General features: G+C 73.0%; 18 protein-coding genes and 1 pseudogene. 12 read left to right on the forward strand and 7 right to left on the reverse strand.

The window, feature by feature from the left end; all coding sequences use genetic code 11:
- Nucleotides 1–94, forward strand: a pseudogene (locus ABTY56_RS29870) (LuxR C-terminal-related transcriptional regulator); the annotation flags it as partial.
- Between the two features lie 90 nt (nt 95–184).
- Here the strand turns inward: ABTY56_RS29870 and ABTY56_RS29875 are convergent.
- The 3 genes from ABTY56_RS29875 to ABTY56_RS29885 form a co-directional block, all read right to left on the reverse strand.
- Nucleotides 185–1,087, reverse strand: a complete 903-nt coding sequence (locus tag ABTY56_RS29875) for a 5'-3' exonuclease (protein ID WP_350632523.1) — start codon at nt 1,085–1,087, stop codon at nt 185–187.
- Between the two features lie 59 nt (nt 1,088–1,146).
- The gene (locus ABTY56_RS29880; RefSeq protein WP_350632476.1) at nt 1,147–2,223 is read right to left on the reverse strand and encodes a cation diffusion facilitator family transporter; all 1,077 of its coding nucleotides are present in this window, start codon (nt 2,221–2,223) and stop codon (nt 1,147–1,149) included.
- A 194-nt stretch (nt 2,224–2,417) separates the two neighbouring features.
- A complete protein-coding gene (locus ABTY56_RS29885) occupies nt 2,418–3,218 on the reverse strand; it encodes a gamma-glutamyl-gamma-aminobutyrate hydrolase family protein (RefSeq protein WP_350632477.1) in 801 nt (266 codons plus the stop codon).
- 174 nt (nt 3,219–3,392) lie between these two features.
- Between ABTY56_RS29885 and ABTY56_RS29890 the strand changes: the two genes are divergently transcribed.
- From ABTY56_RS29890 to ABTY56_RS29900, 3 genes are all read left to right on the forward strand, one after another.
- Nucleotides 3,393–4,928, forward strand: coding sequence for a glutamine synthetase family protein (locus ABTY56_RS29890; protein ID WP_350632478.1), 1,536 nt, complete (start codon nt 3,393–3,395; stop codon nt 4,926–4,928).
- 116 nt (nt 4,929–5,044) lie between these two features.
- Nucleotides 5,045–5,845 carry a 3-oxoacyl-ACP reductase gene (locus tag ABTY56_RS29895; RefSeq protein ID WP_350632479.1) on the forward strand — a complete coding sequence of 267 codons (801 nt, stop codon included), beginning with the start codon at nt 5,045–5,047 and terminating at the stop codon, nt 5,843–5,845.
- Nucleotides 5,846–5,956: 111 nt separating this feature from the next.
- Nucleotides 5,957–7,204, forward strand: a complete 1,248-nt coding sequence (locus ABTY56_RS29900; RefSeq protein WP_350632480.1) for a DUF2510 domain-containing protein — start codon at nt 5,957–5,959, stop codon at nt 7,202–7,204.
- 172 nt (nt 7,205–7,376) lie between these two features.
- On the opposite strand, the gene ABTY56_RS29905 is transcribed toward ABTY56_RS29900, so the two are convergent.
- From ABTY56_RS29905 to ABTY56_RS29915, 3 genes are all read right to left on the reverse strand, one after another.
- On the reverse strand, nt 7,377–8,294 hold the full coding sequence (locus ABTY56_RS29905; protein WP_350632481.1) for a lytic polysaccharide monooxygenase auxiliary activity family 9 protein: 918 nt from the start codon (nt 8,292–8,294) through the stop codon (nt 7,377–7,379).
- A 245-nt stretch (nt 8,295–8,539) separates the two neighbouring features.
- The gene (locus ABTY56_RS29910; RefSeq protein WP_350632482.1) at nt 8,540–8,962 is read right to left on the reverse strand and encodes a hypothetical protein; all 423 of its coding nucleotides are present in this window, start codon (nt 8,960–8,962) and stop codon (nt 8,540–8,542) included.
- Between the two features lie 61 nt (nt 8,963–9,023).
- Nucleotides 9,024–10,241 carry an amino acid deaminase/aldolase gene (locus tag ABTY56_RS29915; protein WP_350632483.1) on the reverse strand — a complete coding sequence of 406 codons (1,218 nt, stop codon included), beginning with the start codon at nt 10,239–10,241 and terminating at the stop codon, nt 9,024–9,026.
- 91 nt (nt 10,242–10,332) lie between these two features.
- On the opposite strand from ABTY56_RS29915, the gene ABTY56_RS29920 reads away from it, so the two are divergent.
- Nucleotides 10,333–11,106 (forward strand): SseB family protein, encoded by a 774-nt coding sequence (locus tag ABTY56_RS29920; RefSeq protein WP_350632484.1) that lies wholly within the window; start codon nt 10,333–10,335, stop codon nt 11,104–11,106.
- A gap of 59 nt (nt 11,107–11,165) precedes the next feature.
- Here the strand turns inward: ABTY56_RS29920 and ABTY56_RS29925 are convergent, their stop codons facing one another.
- Complete coding sequence (locus tag ABTY56_RS29925; protein WP_350632485.1) at nt 11,166–11,543, reverse strand: DUF1844 domain-containing protein; 378 nt, start codon at nt 11,541–11,543, stop codon at nt 11,166–11,168.
- Nucleotides 11,544–12,019: 476 nt separating this feature from the next.
- Between ABTY56_RS29925 and infC the strand changes: the two genes are divergently transcribed.
- From infC to pheT, 7 genes are all read left to right on the forward strand, one after another.
- A complete protein-coding gene (infC, locus tag ABTY56_RS29930; protein ID WP_350632524.1) occupies nt 12,020–12,769 on the forward strand; it encodes a translation initiation factor IF-3 in 750 nt (249 codons plus the stop codon).
- A gap of 145 nt (nt 12,770–12,914) precedes the next feature.
- Nucleotides 12,915–13,109: a 50S ribosomal protein L35 gene (rpmI, locus tag ABTY56_RS29935; protein ID WP_045701618.1), complete on the forward strand. Its 195-nt coding sequence runs from the start codon at nt 12,915–12,917 to the stop codon at nt 13,107–13,109.
- A 109-nt stretch (nt 13,110–13,218) separates the two neighbouring features.
- Nucleotides 13,219–13,614, forward strand: coding sequence for a 50S ribosomal protein L20 (gene rplT, locus ABTY56_RS29940; RefSeq protein WP_030055649.1), 396 nt, complete (start codon nt 13,219–13,221; stop codon nt 13,612–13,614).
- Between the two features lie 113 nt (nt 13,615–13,727).
- Nucleotides 13,728–14,594, forward strand: a complete 867-nt coding sequence (locus ABTY56_RS29945; RefSeq protein ID WP_350632486.1) for a TrmH family RNA methyltransferase — start codon at nt 13,728–13,730, stop codon at nt 14,592–14,594.
- 165 nt (nt 14,595–14,759) lie between these two features.
- The gene (locus tag ABTY56_RS29950) at nt 14,760–15,863 is read left to right on the forward strand and encodes a sensor histidine kinase (protein ID WP_350632487.1); all 1,104 of its coding nucleotides are present in this window, start codon (nt 14,760–14,762) and stop codon (nt 15,861–15,863) included.
- 232 nt (nt 15,864–16,095) lie between these two features.
- Nucleotides 16,096–17,217, forward strand: a complete 1,122-nt coding sequence (gene pheS, locus ABTY56_RS29955) for a phenylalanine--tRNA ligase subunit alpha (protein WP_350632488.1) — start codon at nt 16,096–16,098, stop codon at nt 17,215–17,217.
- Nucleotides 17,217–19,718 (forward strand): phenylalanine--tRNA ligase subunit beta, encoded by a 2,502-nt coding sequence (pheT, locus tag ABTY56_RS29960; protein WP_350632489.1) that lies wholly within the window; start codon nt 17,217–17,219, stop codon nt 19,716–19,718. Before pheS ends, pheT begins: the two co-directional genes overlap by 1 nt.
- Nucleotides 19,719–19,814 lie beyond the last annotated feature (96 nt).

Raw genomic sequence — 19,814 nt, forward strand, 5'->3', positions numbered from 1 at the left:
GGGGCTGTTCATCTCGCCGGGGACGGTGAAGAACCACCTCGCCAGCATCCAGCGCAAGCTCGGTGCCCGTAACCGGGTGGGCATCGCGGCCTGGGGCGACGACGCCACCGAGGGACCCGGCCTGCGGCCACAGACTTCCCCGATTCGATCAGGGCCGCCCCCTCCCGGCCTTCGGCGGGCGGGGTCAGCGGGCGGCCAGGGCCTCAAGGAGGCGGTCGAGGGAGGTGCCGAGGCCCCAGCGGCCGGAGAGCTCCTCGAGGGTCATCGGGTCGAGGGGCTCGCGGGGGAGGGCCGGGTCGAAGGCGGGGAGGGGGGCGTCGGCGGCGACGCGGACGACCTTCGGGGCGACGTCGAGGTAGGCGGAGCCCTCGACGATGTTGCGGCGGCGGGCCGGGGTGAGCCTGGAGCCCACGTCCAGTGCGGCGGCGCGGATGGCCGGGAGGTCGCCGTACTCGTTGATCAGCTGGGCGGCGGTCTTCTCGCCGATGCCCTTGACCCCGGGCAGGCCGTCCGACGGGTCACCGCGCAGGGCGGCCATGTCGGCGTACTGGGCACCGCGCACGCCGTACTTCTCCAGCAGCAGCGCGTCGTCGGTGACCTGCAGGTTGCCCATGCCCTTGACCGGGTAGAGCACCGTGATCCCCCGGGCGTCGTCCACCAGCTGGAAGAGGTCGCGGTCGCCGGTGACGATCTGCACCGGGCCCTCGGCGCGGGCGGTGAGGGTGCCGATGACGTCGTCCGCCTCGAAGCCGGGGGAGCCGACCCGGGCGATGCCGAGCGCGTCCAGCACCTGCTCGATCACCGGGACCTGCGGGGCGAGCGTGTCGGGCACCTCCTCCTCGCCGTCCACGGCGGCCTCGGCGACCCGGTGGGTCTTGTACGAGGGGACGAGGTCCACCCGCCACTGCGGGCGCCAGTCGGCGTCCATACAGGCCACCAGCCGGTCGGGGCGGTGGTCGTGGACCAGCCGGGCGATGAAGTCCAGCAGGCCGCGGACGGCGTTGACCGGCTCGCCCTGCGGCGAGCGCAGGGTGTCCGGTACGCCGAAGTAGGCCCGGAAGTACAGGCTGGCGGAGTCGAGCAGCATCAGTCGCGGTGCGGTCACGTCACAGATCATGCCGCACCGCGCTGACGGAGTCCCGGTTCTCAGTGCTCGTGGGGCCCGGCGCGGTGGACCGGCCCGTGGGCGTCGGCGCAGTGTTCGGCGGCCGTGTCGCCGGGGGCGGCGATCTGCAGCAGCGCGCCCGCCTCGTCCTCGCCGACGTGGTCGACCTGGAGGGTGCTGTGGGTGATGCCGTACTCCTCGGCGAGCCGGCGCTGGAGGCGGCGCCGGACGGCGTGGCAGTCGCCGCCGGGGGTGACCAGGATGTGCGCGGACAGCGCCGGCTGGTTGGAGGTGATCTCCCAGATGTGCAGGTCGTGGATCTCCTCGACCAGCGGTTCGGTGACCATCCGGTCGGCCACCGCGTCGGGGTCGATCCCGGCCGGGGCGGCCTCCAGGAAGATCCGCCCGGAGTCCCGGACGAGCCCGATGCCGGCCTTGAGCATCAGTGCGACGACGATCAGCGAGGCGATGGCGTCGGCCTGGGCGAAGCCGGTGGTCAGGACGATCAGACCGGCGACGGCGGTGGCGATGAACGCGTACAGGTCGGTGAGGACGTGCTGGAAGGCGCCCTCGACGTTCAGCGAGCTGCGGTTGGCCTTGGACATGCACCAGGCGGCCGCGATGTTGACCACGATCCCGATCAGCGCGGTGATCAGCACCAGCGAGCCGGTGACGTCGGGCGGCGTGATCAGCCTGGTGACGGCCTCGTAGCCCAGCCAGGCCGACAGCACCAGCAGGGTGACGCCGTTGGCCTGCGCGGAGAGGATCTCGGCGCGCTTGAGGCCGTAGGTGTAGCCGCCGCGGGCCGGGCGGGCGGCGAGCCGCATCGCGACCAGGGCGAGCACGATCGAGGCGGCGTCGGTGAGCATGTGCGCCGCGTCCGAGATCAGCGCGAGGGACTGGGCGGCGAAGCCGACCACGACCTCGCCGGCCATGAAGACGACGATCAGGGCGAGCGCGCTGAGCAGCCAGCGGCGGTCCGCGTCGGCGGCGATGTCGTGCGAGTGCCCGCCGTGACCCCCGTGCCCGCCGTGCGAATGTCCGGCGCCGTGCCCGTGCCCGTTCGACTGTGCGTGGTCATGCGCATGATCATCGTGCGAATGCTCGTGCCTGGCCATGGAAGTCCTCTCTGGGCGCACCGAGGCGAACGGGGGCGCGGCGCGACCGCCCCGCACCCGAAGTGAACCGCAGAATCGACAAAGATCCAAAGGCTGTACTGGTGACCGTTGTCGTTGCCGTTCGGGTGGCCGAACCCGGTGCACTCCGCACCCCTTCGACCAGCCGATGTCGCCTGCGCCCGCGCCCAGTTGAGCTACCCCAGCGCGACCGGGTCCAGGGCCGCGGCGCCCGCGGCCGCGGCATCCGGGACGGCGGCGTCCAAGGCGGCGTCCAGGGCCGAGGCGTCCAGGGTGGCGGCGGTGGCCGCCCGTACCAGCGCCCGCATCAGCCGCAGGTCGTCCCCCTGCTCCGGATGCCACTGCACCCCGAGCGTGAACCCCGGCCCCTCCACCGCCTCGACCGTGCCGTCCGGCGCGTGGGCGCTCACCCGCAGGCCCGTGCCCACCCGGTCGACGGCCTGGTGGTGGAAGGTCGGCACCTCCACCTCGCACTCCGGCAGCAGCCCGCCCAGCAGCGTGCCCGGCACCGGCCGCACCAGGTGCGTGCCGTACCGTCCCGGCGACCCGCCGTGCACGTCCACCGGCACCACGTCCGGCAGGTGCTGCACCAGCGTCCCCCCGCACACCACGTTCAGGACCTGCATCCCGCGGCAGACCCCCAGCAGCGGCATCCCCGCCGCCAGTGCCGCCCGCAGCAGCGCGACCTCCCAGGCGTCGCGCTCCGGCGAGTCCACCTCGGTCGCCGGATGGGCCGGCTCCCCGTAGTACGCCGGGTCGATGTCCGGCCCGCCCGCGATGACCAGCGCGTCCAGCCGGGCCAGCACCTCCGGCGCCCGTTCCGGGGCGTCCGGCGGCAGCAGGACGGCGATCCCGCCGGAGTCCCGGACGTACGCGGTGTACCGCTCGGGCACGAGGGCGACCCGGCGGCCCCGCCAGTCGCTCCAGCTCGCGTCCACCAGATAGGTGCTGACACCGATCAAAGGCCTGCGATTCATGGCGCGCATTCTCCTCCCGAACCACCTGATCCACCGTCAACCACGCATATCGGCGCGCCACACCAGTCCGCCCTCTTCCGCCCCGAGAGTCGCAGGCCGTACGGTTCGCTGTGACCGCTTGATCTCGAAGAGTGATCGAGTCATTCGAGGACGTCGAGGAAGGAGGGCTCCGCCATGTCCGGGAACGCCGCCCCCGAGAACGCCACCCCCGGAACCACCGCACCCGGAACCACCGCACCCGGAACCACCGCACCCGGAACCACCGCACCCGGAACCACCGCACCCGGGAACGCCACCCCCGGGAACGCCGCGCCGGAGCGCACCACGTCCGGGACCACCGCCGCGGGCGTGCCGCCCCGGCCGCCGCTGACCCTGGACGAGCTGCGCACCCTGGTGGACGCCGGCGAGGTGCACACGGTCGCGCTCGCCTTCACCGACATGCAGGGCCGGCTGCAGGGCAAGCGCTTCGCCGCCCGGTTCTTCCTCGACGAGGTCGCCGAGCACGGCGCCGAGGCCTGCGACTACCTGCTGGCCGTCGACGTCGACCTGAACACCGTGGACGGCTACGCGTTCTCCTCCTGGGCCACCGGCTACGGCGACTTCGCGATGCGCCCCGACCTCGGCACCCTGCGGCTGACCCCCTGGCAGCCCGGCACCGCCCAGGTCACCGCCGACCTCGCCCGGCACGGCGGCCACCCGGTGGACGCCGCCCCGCGCCAGCTGCTGCGCCGCCAGATCGCCCGGCTCGCCGAGTACGGCCTGGCCGCCGACATCGGCACCGAACTGGAGTTCCTGGTCTTCCGCGACACCTACGAGCAGGCCTGGCTCGGCGGCTACCGCGGCCTGACCCCGGCGAACCTCTACAACGTGGACTACTCGATGCTGGGCACCGCCCGGGTCGAGCCGCTGCTCTCCCGGATCCGCAACGAGATGGCCGGCGCCGGCCTGGTCGTGGAGTCCGCCAAGGGCGAGTGCAACCTCGGCCAGCACGAGATCGCCTTCCGCTACGCCGACGCCCTCACCACCTGCGACCAGCACAGCGTCTACAAGACCGGGGCCAAGGAGATCGCCGCCCAACTCGGCTGCGCGCTCACCTTCATGGCCAAGTACGACGAGCGCGAGGGCAACAGCTGCCACATCCACCTCTCGCTGCGCGACGCCGTCGGCGCCCCGGCCTTCGCCGACCGGGACGGCCGGATGACCGACACCATGCGGCACTTCCTGGCCGGCCAGCTGAAGGCGCTGCGCGAGTTCAGCGTGCTCTACGCCCCGAACATCAACTCCTACAAGCGCTACCGCCCCGGCTCCTTCGCCCCGACCGCCGTCGCCTGGGGCCGGGACAACCGCACCTGCGCCTACCGGGTGGTCGGCCACGGCCCCGGCCTGCGGATGGAGAACCGGGTGCCCGGCGGCGACGTCAACCCGTACCTCGCCGTGGCCGGGATGATCGCGGCCGGTCTGTACGGGCTGCAGCGCAAGCTGGAACTGCCGACCCCCTGCCTGGGCAACGCCTACGCGGTGGAGGAGTACGCGCGGGTGCCCGGATCGCTGCGCGAGGCCGCCGAGTTGTGGGCGCAGAGCGAACTGGCCCGGGAGGCCTTCGGCGACGACGTGGTCGACCACTACCTGAACATGGCCCGGGTCGAGCAGGCCGCCTACGACGGCGCCGTCACGGACTGGGAGCGCTACCGATCCTTCGAACGGATGTGACGCATGACCGACGGATGTGACGGATGACGGGTGGATGCGTGGCATGAGGCCGGACGCGCCGCGCCGCTTCACCGAGACCGAGAACGTCTTCAGCCAGAGCGAGGAGTGACAGCCCGATGAGCCAGAAGCACGCCGCGCAGGAGGAGGTGGTCTGCCGCCGGCTGGTCGGCCGCACCGCCGTGGTCACCGGAGCGGGCAGCGGCATCGGCCTGGCCGCCGCCCGCCGACTCGCCTCGGAGGGGGCGAAGGTGGTCTGCGCCGACCTCGACGAGGAGACCGGGCGGGCCACCGCCAAGGAGGTCGGCGGGCTGTTCGTGCACACCGACGTCACCGATCCGTACATGGTCGAGGCACTGTTCGACGAGGCGTACGAGACCTACGGCAGCGTGGACGTGGCGTTCAACAACGCCGGCATCTCGCCGCCGGAGGACGACTCGATCCTGACCACCGGCCTCGACGCCTGGCGCAAGGTCCAGGAGGTCAACCTGACCTCGGTCTACCTGTGCTGCAAGGCCGCGCTGCCCTACATGCGCCGGCACGGGCGCGGCTCGATCATCAACACCGCCAGCTTCGTGGCCCGGATGGGCGCGGCCACCTCGCAGATCTCCTACACCGCCTCCAAGGGCGGGGTGCTCGCGATGTCCCGCGAGCTGGGCGTGCAGTTCGCCCGCGAGGGGATCCGGGTCAACGCGCTCTCCCCGGGGCCGGTGGACACCCCGCTGCTGCGCGAGCTGTTCGCCGAGGACCCGCAGCGGGCCGCCCGCCGACTGGTGCACATCCCGCTCGGCCGGTTCGCCAGGGCGGAGGAGATCGCGGCCGCGGTGGCCTTCCTGGCCAGCGACGACTCCTCGTTCGTCACGGCGAGCGAGTTCCTGGTGGACGGCGGCATCTCCGGGGCGTACGTCACCCCGCTGTGAGCACCGCCGCGGGGGACCGCCACTCCTTCTCACCGTAATCTCATCGAAAACCGCGGGAATTCCGTGCCGCGCTGATTTCGCGTTTATCCGGCTGCCTTTAGATTCTCTGCTGTGAGTGAGCAGATTCCCGCCGGGTGGTACCCGGACCCGAAGGCCACCACCGGCGACCCGGCGACGCAGCGGTGGTGGGACGGCAAGGGCTGGACGGGCGCCACCCGGCCCGCATCCTCGGACGCCCCGGAGGCGGCCGGTGCAGCGGCCGGTGCTCCGGCCCCGGACGCCCCGGACGCTCCGGAGGCCTCGGACGCTCCGGAGGCCTCGGCGGCGGCCGGCGACCCGGGGTGGGCGCCGGGGTCGGGGTCGGAGCCGGGGACGGCCGAGCAGCCCACCGTGCTGGAGGGCGAGGTCCTGGAGAGCGGCCCGAGCGTCCGCTACCCGGAGCCGCCGCCCTTCGGTACCCCCTTCGGCGCGCCCGTGCCGCCGCGCAAGACCCGGCGCAAGCCGTCCAAGCTGGTCGTGGCGACCACCGTCGCCGCGCTGCTCGGCCTGGGTGCGGGTTCGGGGATCACCTACCTCGCGATGGACGGCCACGGGGACAAGCCCAAGCCGACCGCCCAGCACACCCCGCGCGGCAACTTCGGCCCCTGGGGTGGATACCCGGGCTCCGGCGACGGCGGCAGCCAGGACGGCCAGGGCAACGGCCAGGGCAACGGCAACGGCAACGGTCAGGGCAACGGCAACGGTCAGGGCAACGGCAACGGCCGTGTCCGGCCCGGCGCCGACACGTCGATCGACATGGTGAACAGGCTCACCCTGCCCGTCCCGAACGGCTGGCAGGCCGAAACCACCGGCAACGGCTACGCCATGATCACCGTCGGTTCGTACGACTGCCCCGACGGCAGCGGCAACGAGTGCACCCTCGGCGGGGCGAACACCGGACGGATCGACGGTGCGGGGACCGACGCCCAGGCGGCGGCCAAGACCGACATCGAGAAGGCGGCCAAGGACTCGTACGGCGACATCACCGGCCACCAGGAGCTCAAGTCCGAGGCGGTCAAGGTCAACGGCCGGGACGGCTACCTGGTCCGCTGGAAGGTGGACGCCGCCAAGGGCAACAACGGCTACGTGCAGACCGTGGTCTTCCCGTCCGCCGACGGCAAGGCGCTGGTCTCGGTGCACTTCGGCTTCGACATTGCCGACAAGGCGCCGGACGTCGCCGTGATGGACACCATCGTCAAGGGCATCAAGGACTACAAGGGCAAGCTGCCGAGCATCCCCGGGCTGCCCGGCTCGGGCCCGGGCTCCGGCCCCGGCGGCGCGGGCGGCGGCGCCGGTGGCACCGGGGGCACCACGACCTGAGCCCCGCGCTCCTCACACGGCGGCGGCCCACCCGGGAGGGAACCCCCGGGTGGGCCGCCGCCGTTCCGATGTCCTTGTTCCGGGGCCCCGCCGTTCCGGCGTCCTGGGGGTCCTGGAGTCACGGGAACCGGGCCGGACGGGGGTCTGACCGGCCCGGTGCCCGCGTCCGGCGTCAGGAGTCGCGTCGAACAGCCTCGACACGACGGCGCCGGAGCACCATGCCGGCCCAGCCGACGCCGATCGCGGCGGCACCGGCGAGCAGCAGCGGGCCGGTGGCCGAGGTGCCGGCCACGGCGGCGGAGGTGGTCGGGACGATCTGGCCGGCCGGGGCGTTCGGGTCCCCGCCGTGGCCGTGGTGGGCGACCGTGGACCTGGGCGCGTCGGCCGCGATCTGGGCGTCGCTGGGCGCGGCCGGGGCCTGCGCGGCGAGCGCCGGGGCGGCAGCGGCGGCGGTCGAGCCGAAGTCGACGTCGGAGCAGCTGTAGAACGCCTCCGGGCTGTCGCTGCGCTGCCAGACCATGTAGAGCAGCTGGCGGCCGGTGCGCTGCGGCAGGGTGCCGGAGTAGGTGTAGTACCCGTCGGTGGCGGTCCGGGTGACCTGCACCTGGGCCACCGGGGCCGGGTCGAGGTCCGACCACTTCAGCGGCTTGGTGGGGTCGTAGCTCGGCTTGGTGATGTAGACGGTCTGGGTGCCGACGTGCGGCGCGGTGGTGCGGAACTGGAAGGTGAACGCGCCCGCCTTGACCGGGGTGGCCGGCCAGTCGGTGCGCGGCCAGTCCAGCGCCTGGTACTTGTCGCGGTTGGCCGAGCAGAGCTTGCCGTCCGGGATCAGCGCCTGGTGGTTGCCGGCGGCGTTGGCGATGTTGACCTCGTTCCAGTCGTACAGCGGCTGGGTGCCGCTCGCGGCCACGAGGTCCTTGCAGACCTGGGACACCGGGTGCTCCGGGCCCTCCGCGTAGCAGGCGGCGACCCGGCTGACGGGGTTGGTCATCGTGCCGTGGGCGACGGCGGTGCCGGCGGTGGTTGCGGCCACCGCGAGGACCGCGGCGCCGACCACGCCGACGGACAGGGCACTTCGCTTGATGGACATGGGGTGGGGACTCCTTGACCGTCGTTCCGGGCGAGTTGTGGGGGAGAGCGGACACGCCTGCCCGTTCGGGGGCCGGTCGGCCCGGATCCCGGCCCCCGGCCCGAGCGTAGAATTGGTCTGGACCAGAGCGCAATAGCCGCGCGTGGACCACTTGTTGACGGACTGTAGGCCCCCGAGCAGCACAAAGGCCCGATGGAAAGCCAGAGTTAGCTCTTCCATCGGGCCTGGTTAAGGCTGGGGAAAGGTCAGTGGCGGTGGACCTTGTTGACCGTGCCGGCCTGGATCACGAGGTCGCCGGTGACGGTCGAGCTCCCGCTGATCACATTGATGATGTACGTCCCGCCGGGGTCCCTGCTGAACTGCTCGGGAGCGAACTCGGCGAGGATGTCGAAGAGTTCGTCGGCCGCCTGCGGGTTGTCCCGGAACAGGGCGCGCAGCCGGTTGCGAAGGGCCGCGGTCTGGTCGGCCAGGATCTCCTCGTCGCCGCCGGCCTCCAGCACCTCGGCGCGGATCACCTCCAGCTCGGTGCTCGCCTCCGCGTCCCGCTCACCGCGCCCGAACAGCCGGGCGATCCGCGAACTGGCCTGGTTCCATGCGGCCGTGGCCATCAGCCCGGCCACCGAGGTCGCCCCGGACCTCACCATCTCCTGCACGAGCTCGCCGTCCATGCGCCCCTCCGTGTTCCCTTGCTGCTGTCGGCACCACGGTAGGGCAGAGGCGGACGAAACGTCAGAGGAACGTCTTTCCCTCACCCCGGTACGTCGGGACGGTCCGGACGACGCTCTCGCCCTCGATCAGGTGCAGTTCCGCGAAGCGCTCGCACAGCTCGCCCGCCTTGGCGTGCCGGAACCAGACCCGGTCGCCGATCAGCAGGTCGTCGGCGGCCGAGCCGAGCAGCGGGGTCTGGACCTCGCCTGCGCCCTCCATCGGGTCGTAGCGCAGGCCCGGCGGGAGGTACGGCACCGGCGAGCGGTCCGGGCCGGCCGCGCCGGAGGCCGGGTAGCCGCCGCCGAGCACCGTCACCACGCCGAGGCCGGGGCGGCGCACCACCGGCTGGCCGAACAGGGCTGCCGGACGGCCCCGGAACGAGCGGTAGTTGTCGAACAGCTGCGGCTGGTACAGCCCGGAGCCGGCCGCCACCTCGGTGACGGCGCGCTCGGCCACCGTGGACTCCACGCTGCCGGTGCCGCCGCCGTTGACGAACTCCAGCTCGGCCACCTGCCGCAGCCGGCGGACCACCGCCGCGCGCCGCTCGGCCAGTTCGGCCCGGGCCTTGGTCTGCATCAGCCGGATCAGCCGCGAGCGCACCGGCCGTCCGGGCACCCGGTCGCCCACTCCGGCGACGTGTCCCTCGTACGCCATCAGGCCGACCACCCGGAAGCCCCGGCGGTGCTGGACGAGTTCGGCGAAGGCGCCGAGGTCCTCGGGGGTGCGCAGCGGCGAGCGCCGGGCGCCCACCCGGACCCGGCCGCCGAGCAGGTGCAGGGCTGTGTCCAGCTCCAGGCAGACCCGCACCTCGGCGTCGCCCGTGCGGGCCTTGTCGATCAGGTCCAGCTGGTCCGGGTCGTCCAGGACGACGGTGATCTGCCGGGCGGTCTCCGGGTCGGCGGTGAGTTCGGCGAACCCGTCCCGGTCGGCGGAGGGGTAGGCGAGCAGGACGTCCCGGACGCCGCCGCGGGCCAGCCAGAGCGACTCGTCCAGGGTGAAGCTCATGACCCCGGCGAAGCCGTCCATGGCCAGTACCCGCTCCAGCAGCGCCCGGCAGCGCACCGACTTGCTGGCGACCCGGATCGGCTTGCCGCCCGCCCGGCGCACCAGGTCGGCGGCGTTGGCGTCGAAGGCGGCGAGGTCCACGACGGCCACCGGCCCGTCCAGGTGGGCGGTGGCGCGGTCGTACCGGAGGCGGTCGGAGACCGGGGCGGGCGCGGGTGCGTCGAGGATCACCATGGGCGCAGGGTGCCACAGCGGGCTACCGGTGGGTAGGGGGCGCGTGCGGGGAAATCGGGCCGGTCGGGTGCGGTGGCATAGGGTCGGTCGGGTGGACCGCAAAGACTTCTCCAACCCGGCGTTCGTCGGCAAGAACATCCCGGACCCCGGCTTCGGCGACGACGACGGCACCGCCGACCCGGCGCTCGTCGAGGCCCTCGCCCGCTGGTCGCAGGACCGCGCGGCCGAGCCCGAGGTGCTGGCGGCGCTGACCCCCACCCGGCTGATGGTCCCGATCGTGGCGATCCTCGGCGAGGTCGAGGTGGACGAGCACGGGCACAAGCACGAGAAGACCAGCGACATGGCCGTCCCGGTGCTGGAGGCGCCGGACGGGCGCCGCGCGCTGCCCGCCTTCACGTCGCTGGAGTCGCTCGCCCGCTGGCGCGCCGACGCCCGCCCGGCGCCGACGGCCGCCCCGCAGGCCGCGATGGTGGCCTTCTCGGAGCGCGCCGACACCCTGCTGATCGACCCGGCCGGCCCGGTGGCATTCCAGCTGAGCGGCGCACGGCTGCGGGCGCTCGCGGAGAACCGTCCGTTCGTGCCGCCGGCGCTGGACCCGGAGGTGCGCGAGGCGGTCCGGGCGCTGCTGGCGGCCGAGCCGCACGTGGTCAGCGGGCTGCTGGCGGCCTCCGGGGACTCGGACGGGGTGATCGCGGTGGTGTTCGACCCGGCGCTGGACCAGTCGGGGCTGGTGGAGGCCGTGCAGCGGCTCGGCCAGGGGGTGGCCGCCGACCCGGTGCTGCGGGTGCGGCTGGACCGGGGGCTGGAGCTCGCGGTGCTGCCGGCGAGCGCGGAACTGCCGGGTGAGCCGCTCCACAAGCGGTAAGGAACGACGAAGGGCCTCCACCTACCGGCTCTGGTAGGTGGAGGCCCTTTCGAACCGTCTCAGGAGTAGACCGGCCCGGTGAACTTCTCGCCCGGGCCCGCGCCCGGCGCGTCGGGGACGATGGAGGCCTCGCGGAAGGCGAGCTGCAGCGAGCGCAGGCCGTCGCGCAGCGGGGCGGCGTGGAAGTTGCTGATCTCCGGCGCGCCGGCGGTGACCAGCCCGGCCAGCGCGGTGATCAGCTTGCGGGCCTCGTCCAGGTCCTTGTCCTTCTCGCCGCCCTCGGCGAGACCGCACTTGACGGCGGCCGCGCTCATCAGGTGCACGGCGACGGTGGTGATCACCTCGACGGCCGGGACCTCGGCGATGTCGCGGGTGAGGTCGTCGAAGCCGATCGCGTCGTCGTCCGTGCCGGGGGTCTGGGTGGGCTCGCTGCTCAAGGGGGGCTCGTTCCGTCGTGCCGTGTGGGTACACGTGGAGCGTACAAGGGCTCCGTGGCGCGCCGGGAAGGCAGTGCGCCGGGGCGGAATGGCGTCGGACCTCCCGGCCCTGTATGCTTCGAGACTGACCGGCCGGGATCCCGTATGGGCGCCTGGCCAGCAAGTGGAGGCTCCACTGAGGAGGCCCGAGAGGGCAACCGCGAAAGTCTCCCACCTGATCGGCCTCGCGGTCGACGGGTCCCGGTCCGCGACGGGCGCCTGGCGCCGAGTCGCCGCAGCGCCCCTCACCGGGCGCAGCCCCCGGTTGTGTGGAGCCCCGCTTGTACCGAGCGGGGCTTTTTTCGTGTCGCGGGTGCGGCGGTGCCGGAAGGTGCCGGGCAGCGCAGCACGAATGAAGCCCCGCCCAGTGGTCGAGTCCACTACGTGCGACCGCCGTCCGACGGCCGCATCGCAGAAGGTGCAACCGAGGAGGCCCCATCAGCACCGAGCCCCGCATCAACGACCGGATCCGCGTTCCGGAGGTGCGACTCGTCGGTCCCAGCGGCGAGCAGGTCGGCATCGTGCCGCTTGCCAAGGCGCTGGAGCTCGCGCAGGAGTACGACCTCGACCTGGTCGAGGTCGCGGCGACCGCCCGGCCGCCGGTGTGCAAGCTCATGGACTACGGAAAGTTCAAGTACGAGTCGGCCATGAAGGCTCGTGAGGCGCGCAAGAACCAGGCGCACACGGTCATCAAGGAGATGAAGCTCCGGCCGAAGATCGACCCGCACGACTATGACACCAAGAAGGGTCACGTCGTCCGGTTCCTCAAGCAGGGCGACAAGGTCAAGATCACGATCATGTTCCGTGGTCGTGAGCAGTCCCGCCCCGAGCTGGGCTTCCGCCTGCTGCAGCGGCTCGCCGACGACGTCCAGGACCTGGGCTTCGTCGAGTCCTCGCCCAAGCAGGACGGCCGTAACATGATCATGGTTCTTGGCCCGCACAAGAAGAAGACCGAGGCGATGGCCGAGGCCCGCGCCCTCGCGGACGCCCGCAAGGCCGAGCGTCAGGGCCGCACCCCCGGCTCCGACGCCGCCCCCGAGGTCGACGACGAGATGGCCGACGACGCGGTGGCCGAGGACGCGATGGCCGACGACGCCGTGACCGAGGCGCAGGACGCCCCGGCCGAGGCGCCGGCCGTCGAGGCCGACGCTCCGGTCGAGCAGCCGGCCGCGTCCCAGGGCGCCTGAGCCTTCACCGGCCCAGGGCAGTCCGGGAGACCGGCCCCCTAGGGTGACCGGGCAGCCCGCCCGGTCACCGCAGATCCATCCAGTTCACGCCCGTGTGGCAGACGCTGCGCGGGCGTGAACGGGACCGACGAGGAGATACGGCGAAATGCCGAAGCAGAAGACGCACAGTGGCGCCAGCAAGCGCTTCAAGATCAGTGGCTCTGGCAAGGTGCTGCGCGAGCGCGCCGGCCGCCGCCACCTCCTGGAGCACAAGCCCTCGACGCTGACCCGCAAGCTGGCCGGGACGATCGAGCTGGCCCCCGCTGACGCCAAGAAGATCAAGAAGCTTCTCGGCAAGTGATCGCCCTCCCGCCCGGCGCGAGCCGTGAGCGGGGCAGCTGATCCTTCCCGACCCATTCGAATGACGGACCACGTGAAGTAGTCCGTGGTCCAACCCAAGGAGTAATGAAGTGGCACGCGTCAAGCGGGCAGTCAACGCCCACAAGAAGCGCCGGGTCATCCTGGAGCGCGCCAGCGGCTACCGGGGCCAGCGTTCGCGCCTGTACCGCAAGGCCAAGGAGCAGGTCACCCACTCGCTGGTCTACAACTTCAACGACCGCAAGAAGCGCAAGGGCGACTTCCGTCAGCTGTGGATCCAGCGCATCAACGCTGCGGCCCGTGCCAACGGCATCACCTACAACCGCTTCGTGCAGGGCCTGAAGGCCGCCAGCGTCGAGATCGACCGCAAGATGCTGGCCGACCTGGCCGTCAACGACCCGGGTGCGTTCGCCTCCCTGGTCGAGGTCGCCCAGAAGGCGCTCCCGGCCGACGTGAACGCCCCGAAGGCCGCCGCCGACGCCGCCTGATCTTCCGAGATCGGTTGAGCTCTGACCGGACCCGCAGGCTCGCCTGCGGGTCCGGTTCTGCATTTCCGCCCCTCAGCGACCGCCGTCCGCCTGCGCCTCCAGAGATCGAGACCATGCCGAGCACCGACACCCCCCTGCTGACCTCCCTGCGCTCGCCGCGCGTCGTCGCCGCCCGCCGGCTGGCCAAGCGCAACCAGCGCACCAAGGAGCGCCGCTTCCTGGCCGAGGGCCCGCAGGCCGTCCGGGAGGCCGTCGCCTTCGGCAGGCTGCCGGGCACGGGCGAGCACGCCGTGGTCGAGGTCTACGTGACCCCGGAGGCGGCCGAGCGGCACGCCGGCATCGTCGAGGCCACCCTGGCCGAGGGGCTGCCCGTGCTGACCGCCACCGACGAGGTGATCGCCGACATCTGCGACACCGTGACCCCGCAGGGCATCGTGGCGCTCTGCCGCTTCATCGACACCCCGTTCGACGACGTGCTCAAGGCCCGCCCGAAGCTCGTCGCGATCCTCGCGCACGTGCGCGACCCCGGGAACGCCGGCACGGTGCTGCGCACCGCCGACGCGGCCGGCGCGGACGCCGTGGTGCTCACCGACGCCTCGGTGGACCTGTACAACCCGAAGGCCGTCCGCGCCTCCGTGGGCAGCCTCTTCCACCTGCCGGTGGCCGTCGGCGTGCCGGTCGAGGAGGCTGTCGGGAAGCTGCGCGAGGCCGGGATCCGGGTGCTCGCCGCGGACGGCGCGGGGGAGCGCGACCTGGACCAGGAGCTGGACGAGGGCACTCTGGGCGCGCCCGGCGCGTGGGTGTTCGGCAACGAGGCGTGGGGGCTCCCGGAGGAGACCCGCGCGCTCACCGACGAGGTCGTGCGCGTCCCGATCCACGGTCACGCCGAGAGCCTCAACCTGGCCACCGCCGCGGCCGTCTGCCTGTACGCGTCGGCCCGGGCGCAGCGTTCGCCCGGCGGCTGCCGTTCGAACGCCTGACGCACCCGGGGCGCACCGGATCGCCCCGTGGTACCCGCGGCTCGCCGGGCGGATCCCGCCGGGCCCGGGCGATCCGCCCCGCAAGCCCTACTGCGGGGGCCTGCGAGGCGCTAGGGTCTGCCTCGGTGGGGGCATAGGCACGGTGGGTAATCGGGGAGGCAACCCATGGTCGGCAACGGGCCAGAGCTCGACCCGGACGACCTGCCGGACGGCCTGGTGGTCGCCGACGCGCTGGGCCGGGTGGTCTGCTTCAACCGGGCCGCGGCCCGGCTCACCGGCGTGCTCCCGGAGGCCGCGCTCGGCTTCGGGCTGGAGGACGTCCTCCCGCTGGAGGACCTGGACGGCCGCCGCTGGTGGCAGCTGACCGACCCGTACGGCGGCCTGGCCATCCGCACCCGCCAGCCGGAGCGCAACCTGCTGCTGCCCGGCGGCCACGAGGTGCTGGTCTCCGCCCGGTACGTCCGCGCGGTGCCGTGCGGGCCGCTGGAGCGCCTGGTGATCGCCCTGCGCGGCACCGAGGCCCGGCGCCGGACCGAGCGCAGCCACGCCGAGCTGATCGCCACCGTCGCGCACGAGCTGCGCTCCCCGCTGACCAGCGTCAAGGGCTTCACGGCGACGCTGCTGGCCAAGTGGGAGCGGTTCACCGACGGGCAGAAGCGGCTGATGCTGGAGACGGTGGACGCCGACGCCGACCGGGTCACCCGGCTGATCGCGGAGCTGCTGGACATCTCCCGGATCGACGCCGGGCGGCTGGAGCTGCGCAAGCAGGTGGTCGACCTGGTCGCGGCGGTGCGCCGGCACGTCGAGCGCAAGGTCGCCACCGGCATCCCCGAGGAGCGCTTCGACGTCCGGGTCAGCGAGCCGCTGACCGTCCTGTGGGCCGACCCGGACAAGGTCGACCAGGTGCTCGCCAACCTGCTGGAAAATGCCGTGCGGCACGGCGAGGGAACTGTCACGATCGAGGTGGCACCGGCCAAGGAGGTCGTCGAGGCACCCGTCTGGGAGCGCTCCGGCACCCCGCCCCGCATCGTGGAAGGCACAGCGGTCACCGTGAGCGACGAAGGCAGCGGCATCCCCGAGGAGTCGATGCCGCGCGTCTTCACCCGCTTCTGGCGCGGCTCCAAGCGCGGCGGCACGGGCCTGGGCCTCTATATCGTCAAGGGCATCGTGGAGGCCCACGGCGGCTCGATCCGCGTCGACCGCGCGCCCGGCGGCGGCGCCCGGTTCCGATTTATCCTGCCCGCCGGTGTGCCCGACTTCATGCTCTGAACGAGCGCCGGAGTCCCGCCGGACGGGCATCGCGGCAGCGGCGCTACGCGCTGCGACTACACTCGACCTTTGGCGTCGAGCAACGCCCTGCGCGGCTGAGCCGCGGACACCCACTCCCGTGAGCCTCCGGCGAACGGAAACCGGCTGCCCGTGCCCCGGCCCCGCCGGGCGTGGCGCGAAGGCGAACCCACACACCTGAGCACGGACGAGCAGGAGCACGGGAAAGATAGAGATGTCGGCACCCAACAAGTCGTACGACCCGGTCGAGGTCGAGGCCCTCAAGCCCGAGGTGGTGGAGCAGGCGCGGGACGAGGCCGTCGCCGCCTTCGCCGCCGCCAGCACCCTGGACGAGCTGAAGCAGGCCAAGGTCGCCCACACCGGCGACCGGTCCCCGCTCTCGCTCGCCAACCGCGAGATCGGCGCCCTGCCCCCGCACGCCAAGGCCGCCGCCGGCAAGCTGATCGGCCAGGCCCGCGGCGCCGTCAACCAGGCCCTCGCCAAGCGGCAGGCCGAGCTGGAGGCGGAGCGCGACGCCCGCGTGCTGGTCGAGGAGGCGGTGGACGTCACGCTGCCGTACGACCGCGCCCCGCGCGGCGCCCGGCACCCGCTGACCACCATGGCCGAGCGCATCGAGGACACCTTCGTCGCGATGGGCTACCAGGTCGCCGAGGGCCCCGAGGTCGAGGCCGAGTGGCTCAACTTCGACGCCCTCAACCTGGGCCCGGACCACCCGGCTCGCTCGATGCAGGACACCTTCTTCGTCCGGGCCCCGGACGGCTCCGCCGACTCCGGCGTGGTGCTGCGCACCCAGACCTCCCCGGTCCAGGCCCGCACCATGCTCGACCGCGAGCCCCCCATCTACGTGGTCTGCCCCGGCCGGGTCTACCGGACGGACGAGCTGGACGCCACCCACACGCCGGTCTTCCGCCAGGTCGAGGGCCTCGCGGTGGACGAGGGCATCACCTTCGCCGACCTCAAGGGCACCATCGAGGTCCTGGTCGAGAAGCTGATCGGCGACCACCTGGAGCTGCGCTGGCGGCCCTCGTACTTCCCGTTCACCGAGCCGTCGGCCGAGGTCGACCTGCAGTGCTTCGTGTGCCTGGGTGCGAGCGTCGGCAACCCGGACCGCCCGTGCCGCACCTGCTCCTCCGAGGGCTGGATCGAGCTCGGCGGCTGCGGCGTGGTCAACCCGCGGGTGCTGGTCGCCTGCGGTGTCGACCCCAACCGCTACAGCGGGTTCGCCTTCGGCCTGGGCCTGGAGCGGATCCTGATGAATCGTCACAACGTCGCCGACATGCGCGACATGGTCGAGGGTGACGTGCGCTTCACCCTCCCGTTCGGGATGGAGATCTGATGCGCGTCCCGCTTTCCTGGCTGCGCGAGTACGTCGACCTGCCGACCGGCGCGACCGGCCGTGACGTCGCGGAGCGTCTGGTCCGGGCCGGCCTGGAGGTCGAGACCGTCGAGCAGATCGGCGCCGACCTCAAGGGTCCGCTGGTGGTCGGCGAGGTGCTCTCCATCGAGGAGCTGGCCGGCTTCAAGAAGCCGATCCGGCACTGCTTCGTCAACGTCGGCGACGCCAACGGCACCGGCGAGCCCCAGGAGATCGTCTGCGGCGCGACCAACTTCGCCGTCGGCGACAAGGTCGTGGTCGTGCTCCCCGGCGCCGTGCTGCCCGGCCCCTTCCCGATCGCGGCCCGCAAGACCTACGGCCAGACCTCGGCCGGCATGATCTGCTCCGCCCGCGAGCTGGGCATGGGCGACGACCACCACGGCATCATCGTGCTCCCGCCGGAGTACGAGCCCGGCACCGACGCCATCGAGCTGCTCCAGCTCGTCGACGAGGTGCTCGACATCGCCGTCACCCCGGACCGCGGCTACTGCCTGTCCATGCGCGGCGTGGCCCGCGAGGCCGCCGCCGCGTACGGGCTGCCGCTGGCCGACCCGGCGCTGCTCGACGTGCCGCCGGCCAACTCCTTCGGCTACCTGGTCAAGGTCAACGACCCGGCCGGCTGCGACCGTTTCGTGGCCCGCACGGTCGTCGGCGTCGACCCGAACGCCAAGTCCCCGATCTGGCTGCAGCGCCGCCTGCAGAAGTCGGGCATCCGCCCGATCTCGCTGACCGTCGACATCACCAACTACGTGATGCTCGAAGTCGGCCAGCCGCTGCACGCCTACGACAAGCAGCGCGTGAACGGCCCGATCACGGTCCGCCGGGCGGAGCAGGGCGAGAGCCTCACCACCCTCGACGGCGTCGAGCGCAAGCTCGCCGGCGAGGACCTGCTGATCTGCGACAACAGCGGCCCGATCGGGCTGGCCGGTGTCATGGGCGGCGCCTCCACCGAGATCCTCGACCCGGCCGCCGGCCCGGGCACCACCGAGGTGATCATCGAGGCGGCGCACTTCGACCCGGTCGCCATCGCCCGCACCGCCAAGCGGCACAAGCTGCCCTCCGAGGCGTCCAAGCGCTTCGAGCGCGGCGTCGACCCGGAGGCCGCCCGTGCCGCCGCGCAGCGCGCCGTCGACCTGCTGGTCCTGATCGCCGGCGGCACCGCCGAGGCCGGGGTCACCGACATCGCCGCCCCGCACCCGGTGCGCACCATCACCATCGCCGCCGACCTGCCCGACCGGGTGGCCGGCACGGAGTACGGCCGCGAGACCGTCACCCGGCGCCTGCAGGAGGTCGGCTGCTCGGTCTCCGGCGCCGACGTCCTTGAGGTCACCCCGCCGACCTGGCGCCCCGACCTCACCGACCCGTACGACCTCGCCGAGGAGGTCATCCGGCTGGAGGGCTACGACAACGTCCCCGCCCGGATGCCCGACGTGCCGCCGGGCAAGGGCCTGACCGAGGCCCAGCGGGTCAGCCGCCGGATCGGCGTCGCGCTGGCCGGGGCCGGCTACGTCGAGGTCAACAACTACCCGTTCCTCGGCGAGGCGGCCTGGGACGCGCTCGGCCTGGAGTCGGACGACCGCCGCCGCCGTACGGTCAAGCTGGTCAACCCGCTCAACGACGAGGAGCCGGCGCTGCGCACCACGCTGCTGCCGGGCCTGCTCGGTGCGCTGCGTCGCAACATCGGCCGCGGCAACACCGACCTGGCGATCTTCGAGGCCGGCACCGTCTTCCTTCCCAAGGACGAGCTGTCCGTGGCCCCGCGCCCGGCCGTCGACCACCGGCCCAGCACCGAGGAGCTGGCCGAGCTGGACGCCGCGCTGCCGGACCAGCCGCGCCGGATCGCCGTCGCCCTCGCGGGCGAGCGGCTGCCGTCGGGCTGGTGGGGCAAGGGCTCGCAGGCCTTCTGGGCGGACGCCGTCGAGGCGGCCCGCACGGTGGCCCGCGCGGCCGGCGTCGAGCTGACCGTCCGCCAGGGCCAGCTGGCGCCCTGGCACCCGGGCCGCTGCGCCGAGCTGGTCGTCACCGGCACCGACCGGGTGGTCGGCCACGCCGGTGAGCTGCACCCGCGGGTGGTCAAGGCGCTCGGCCTGCCGGCCCGTACCGCCGCGATGGAGATCGACGTCGACCTGCTCACCGCCGACGGTGCCCGGCGGGTCAACGGCCCGACGGTCTCCGGCTTCCCGGTGGCCACCCAGGACGTCGCGCTGATCGTCGACACCGCGGTTCCGGCCGCCGACGTCGAGTCCGCGCTGCGTACCGGCGCCGGCGAACTGCTGGAGGCCATCCGGCTGTTCGACGTGTTCACCGGCGAGCAGGTGGGCGAGGGCAAGAAGTCGCTGGCGTACGCGCTGCGCTTCCGTGCCGTCGACCGCACCCTGACCGCCGACGAGGCCACCGCCGCCCGCGAGGCGGCCGTCGCCGAGGCCGTCGCCCGTACCGGAGCGGTGCTGCGCGGCGCCTGATGCGGTAGCGCCCAGAGCAGGGGCCCCGCCCCCGGACCACCCGGTCCGGGGGCGGGGCCCTTCGTGCTGCCCGGATTCGACCCGCGCCCGGGCTTG

This window comes from Kitasatospora sp. NPDC097691 (assembly GCF_040302665.1).
GTDB lineage: Bacteria > Actinomycetota > Actinomycetes > Streptomycetales > Streptomycetaceae > Kitasatospora.

Excerpts from the sequence above, each read along its gene's own strand:
- ABTY56_RS29915 (WP_350632483.1), bottom strand. The coding sequence starts at position 10,241 with ATGGTGATCCTCGACGCACCCGCGCCCGCCCCGGTCTCCGACCGCCTC.
- ABTY56_RS29885 (WP_350632477.1), bottom strand. The coding sequence starts at position 3,218 with ATGAATCGCAGGCCTTTGATCGGTGTCAGCACCTATCTGGTGGACGCG.
- ABTY56_RS29945 (WP_350632486.1), top strand. The coding sequence starts at position 13,728 with ATGCCGAGCACCGACACCCCCCTGCTGACCTCCCTGCGCTCGCCGCGC.
- pheT (WP_350632489.1), top strand. The coding sequence starts at position 17,217 with ATGCGCGTCCCGCTTTCCTGGCTGCGCGAGTACGTCGACCTGCCGACC.
- ABTY56_RS29880 (WP_350632476.1), bottom strand. The coding sequence starts at position 2,223 with ATGGCCAGGCACGAGCATTCGCACGATGATCATGCGCATGACCACGCA.
- ABTY56_RS29950 (WP_350632487.1), top strand. The coding sequence starts at position 14,760 with ATGGTCGGCAACGGGCCAGAGCTCGACCCGGACGACCTGCCGGACGGC.
- ABTY56_RS29910 (WP_350632482.1), bottom strand. The coding sequence starts at position 8,962 with ATGGACGGCGAGCTCGTGCAGGAGATGGTGAGGTCCGGGGCGACCTCG.
- ABTY56_RS29875 (WP_350632523.1), bottom strand. The coding sequence starts at position 1,087 with ATGCTGCTCGACTCCGCCAGCCTGTACTTCCGGGCCTACTTCGGCGTA.
- ABTY56_RS29895 (WP_350632479.1), top strand. The coding sequence starts at position 5,045 with ATGAGCCAGAAGCACGCCGCGCAGGAGGAGGTGGTCTGCCGCCGGCTG.
- rpmI (WP_045701618.1), top strand. The coding sequence starts at position 12,915 with ATGCCGAAGCAGAAGACGCACAGTGGCGCCAGCAAGCGCTTCAAGATC.
- pheS (WP_350632488.1), top strand. The coding sequence starts at position 16,096 with ATGTCGGCACCCAACAAGTCGTACGACCCGGTCGAGGTCGAGGCCCTC.
- ABTY56_RS29890 (WP_350632478.1), top strand. The coding sequence starts at position 3,393 with ATGTCCGGGAACGCCGCCCCCGAGAACGCCACCCCCGGAACCACCGCA.
- ABTY56_RS29905 (WP_350632481.1), bottom strand. The coding sequence starts at position 8,294 with ATGTCCATCAAGCGAAGTGCCCTGTCCGTCGGCGTGGTCGGCGCCGCG.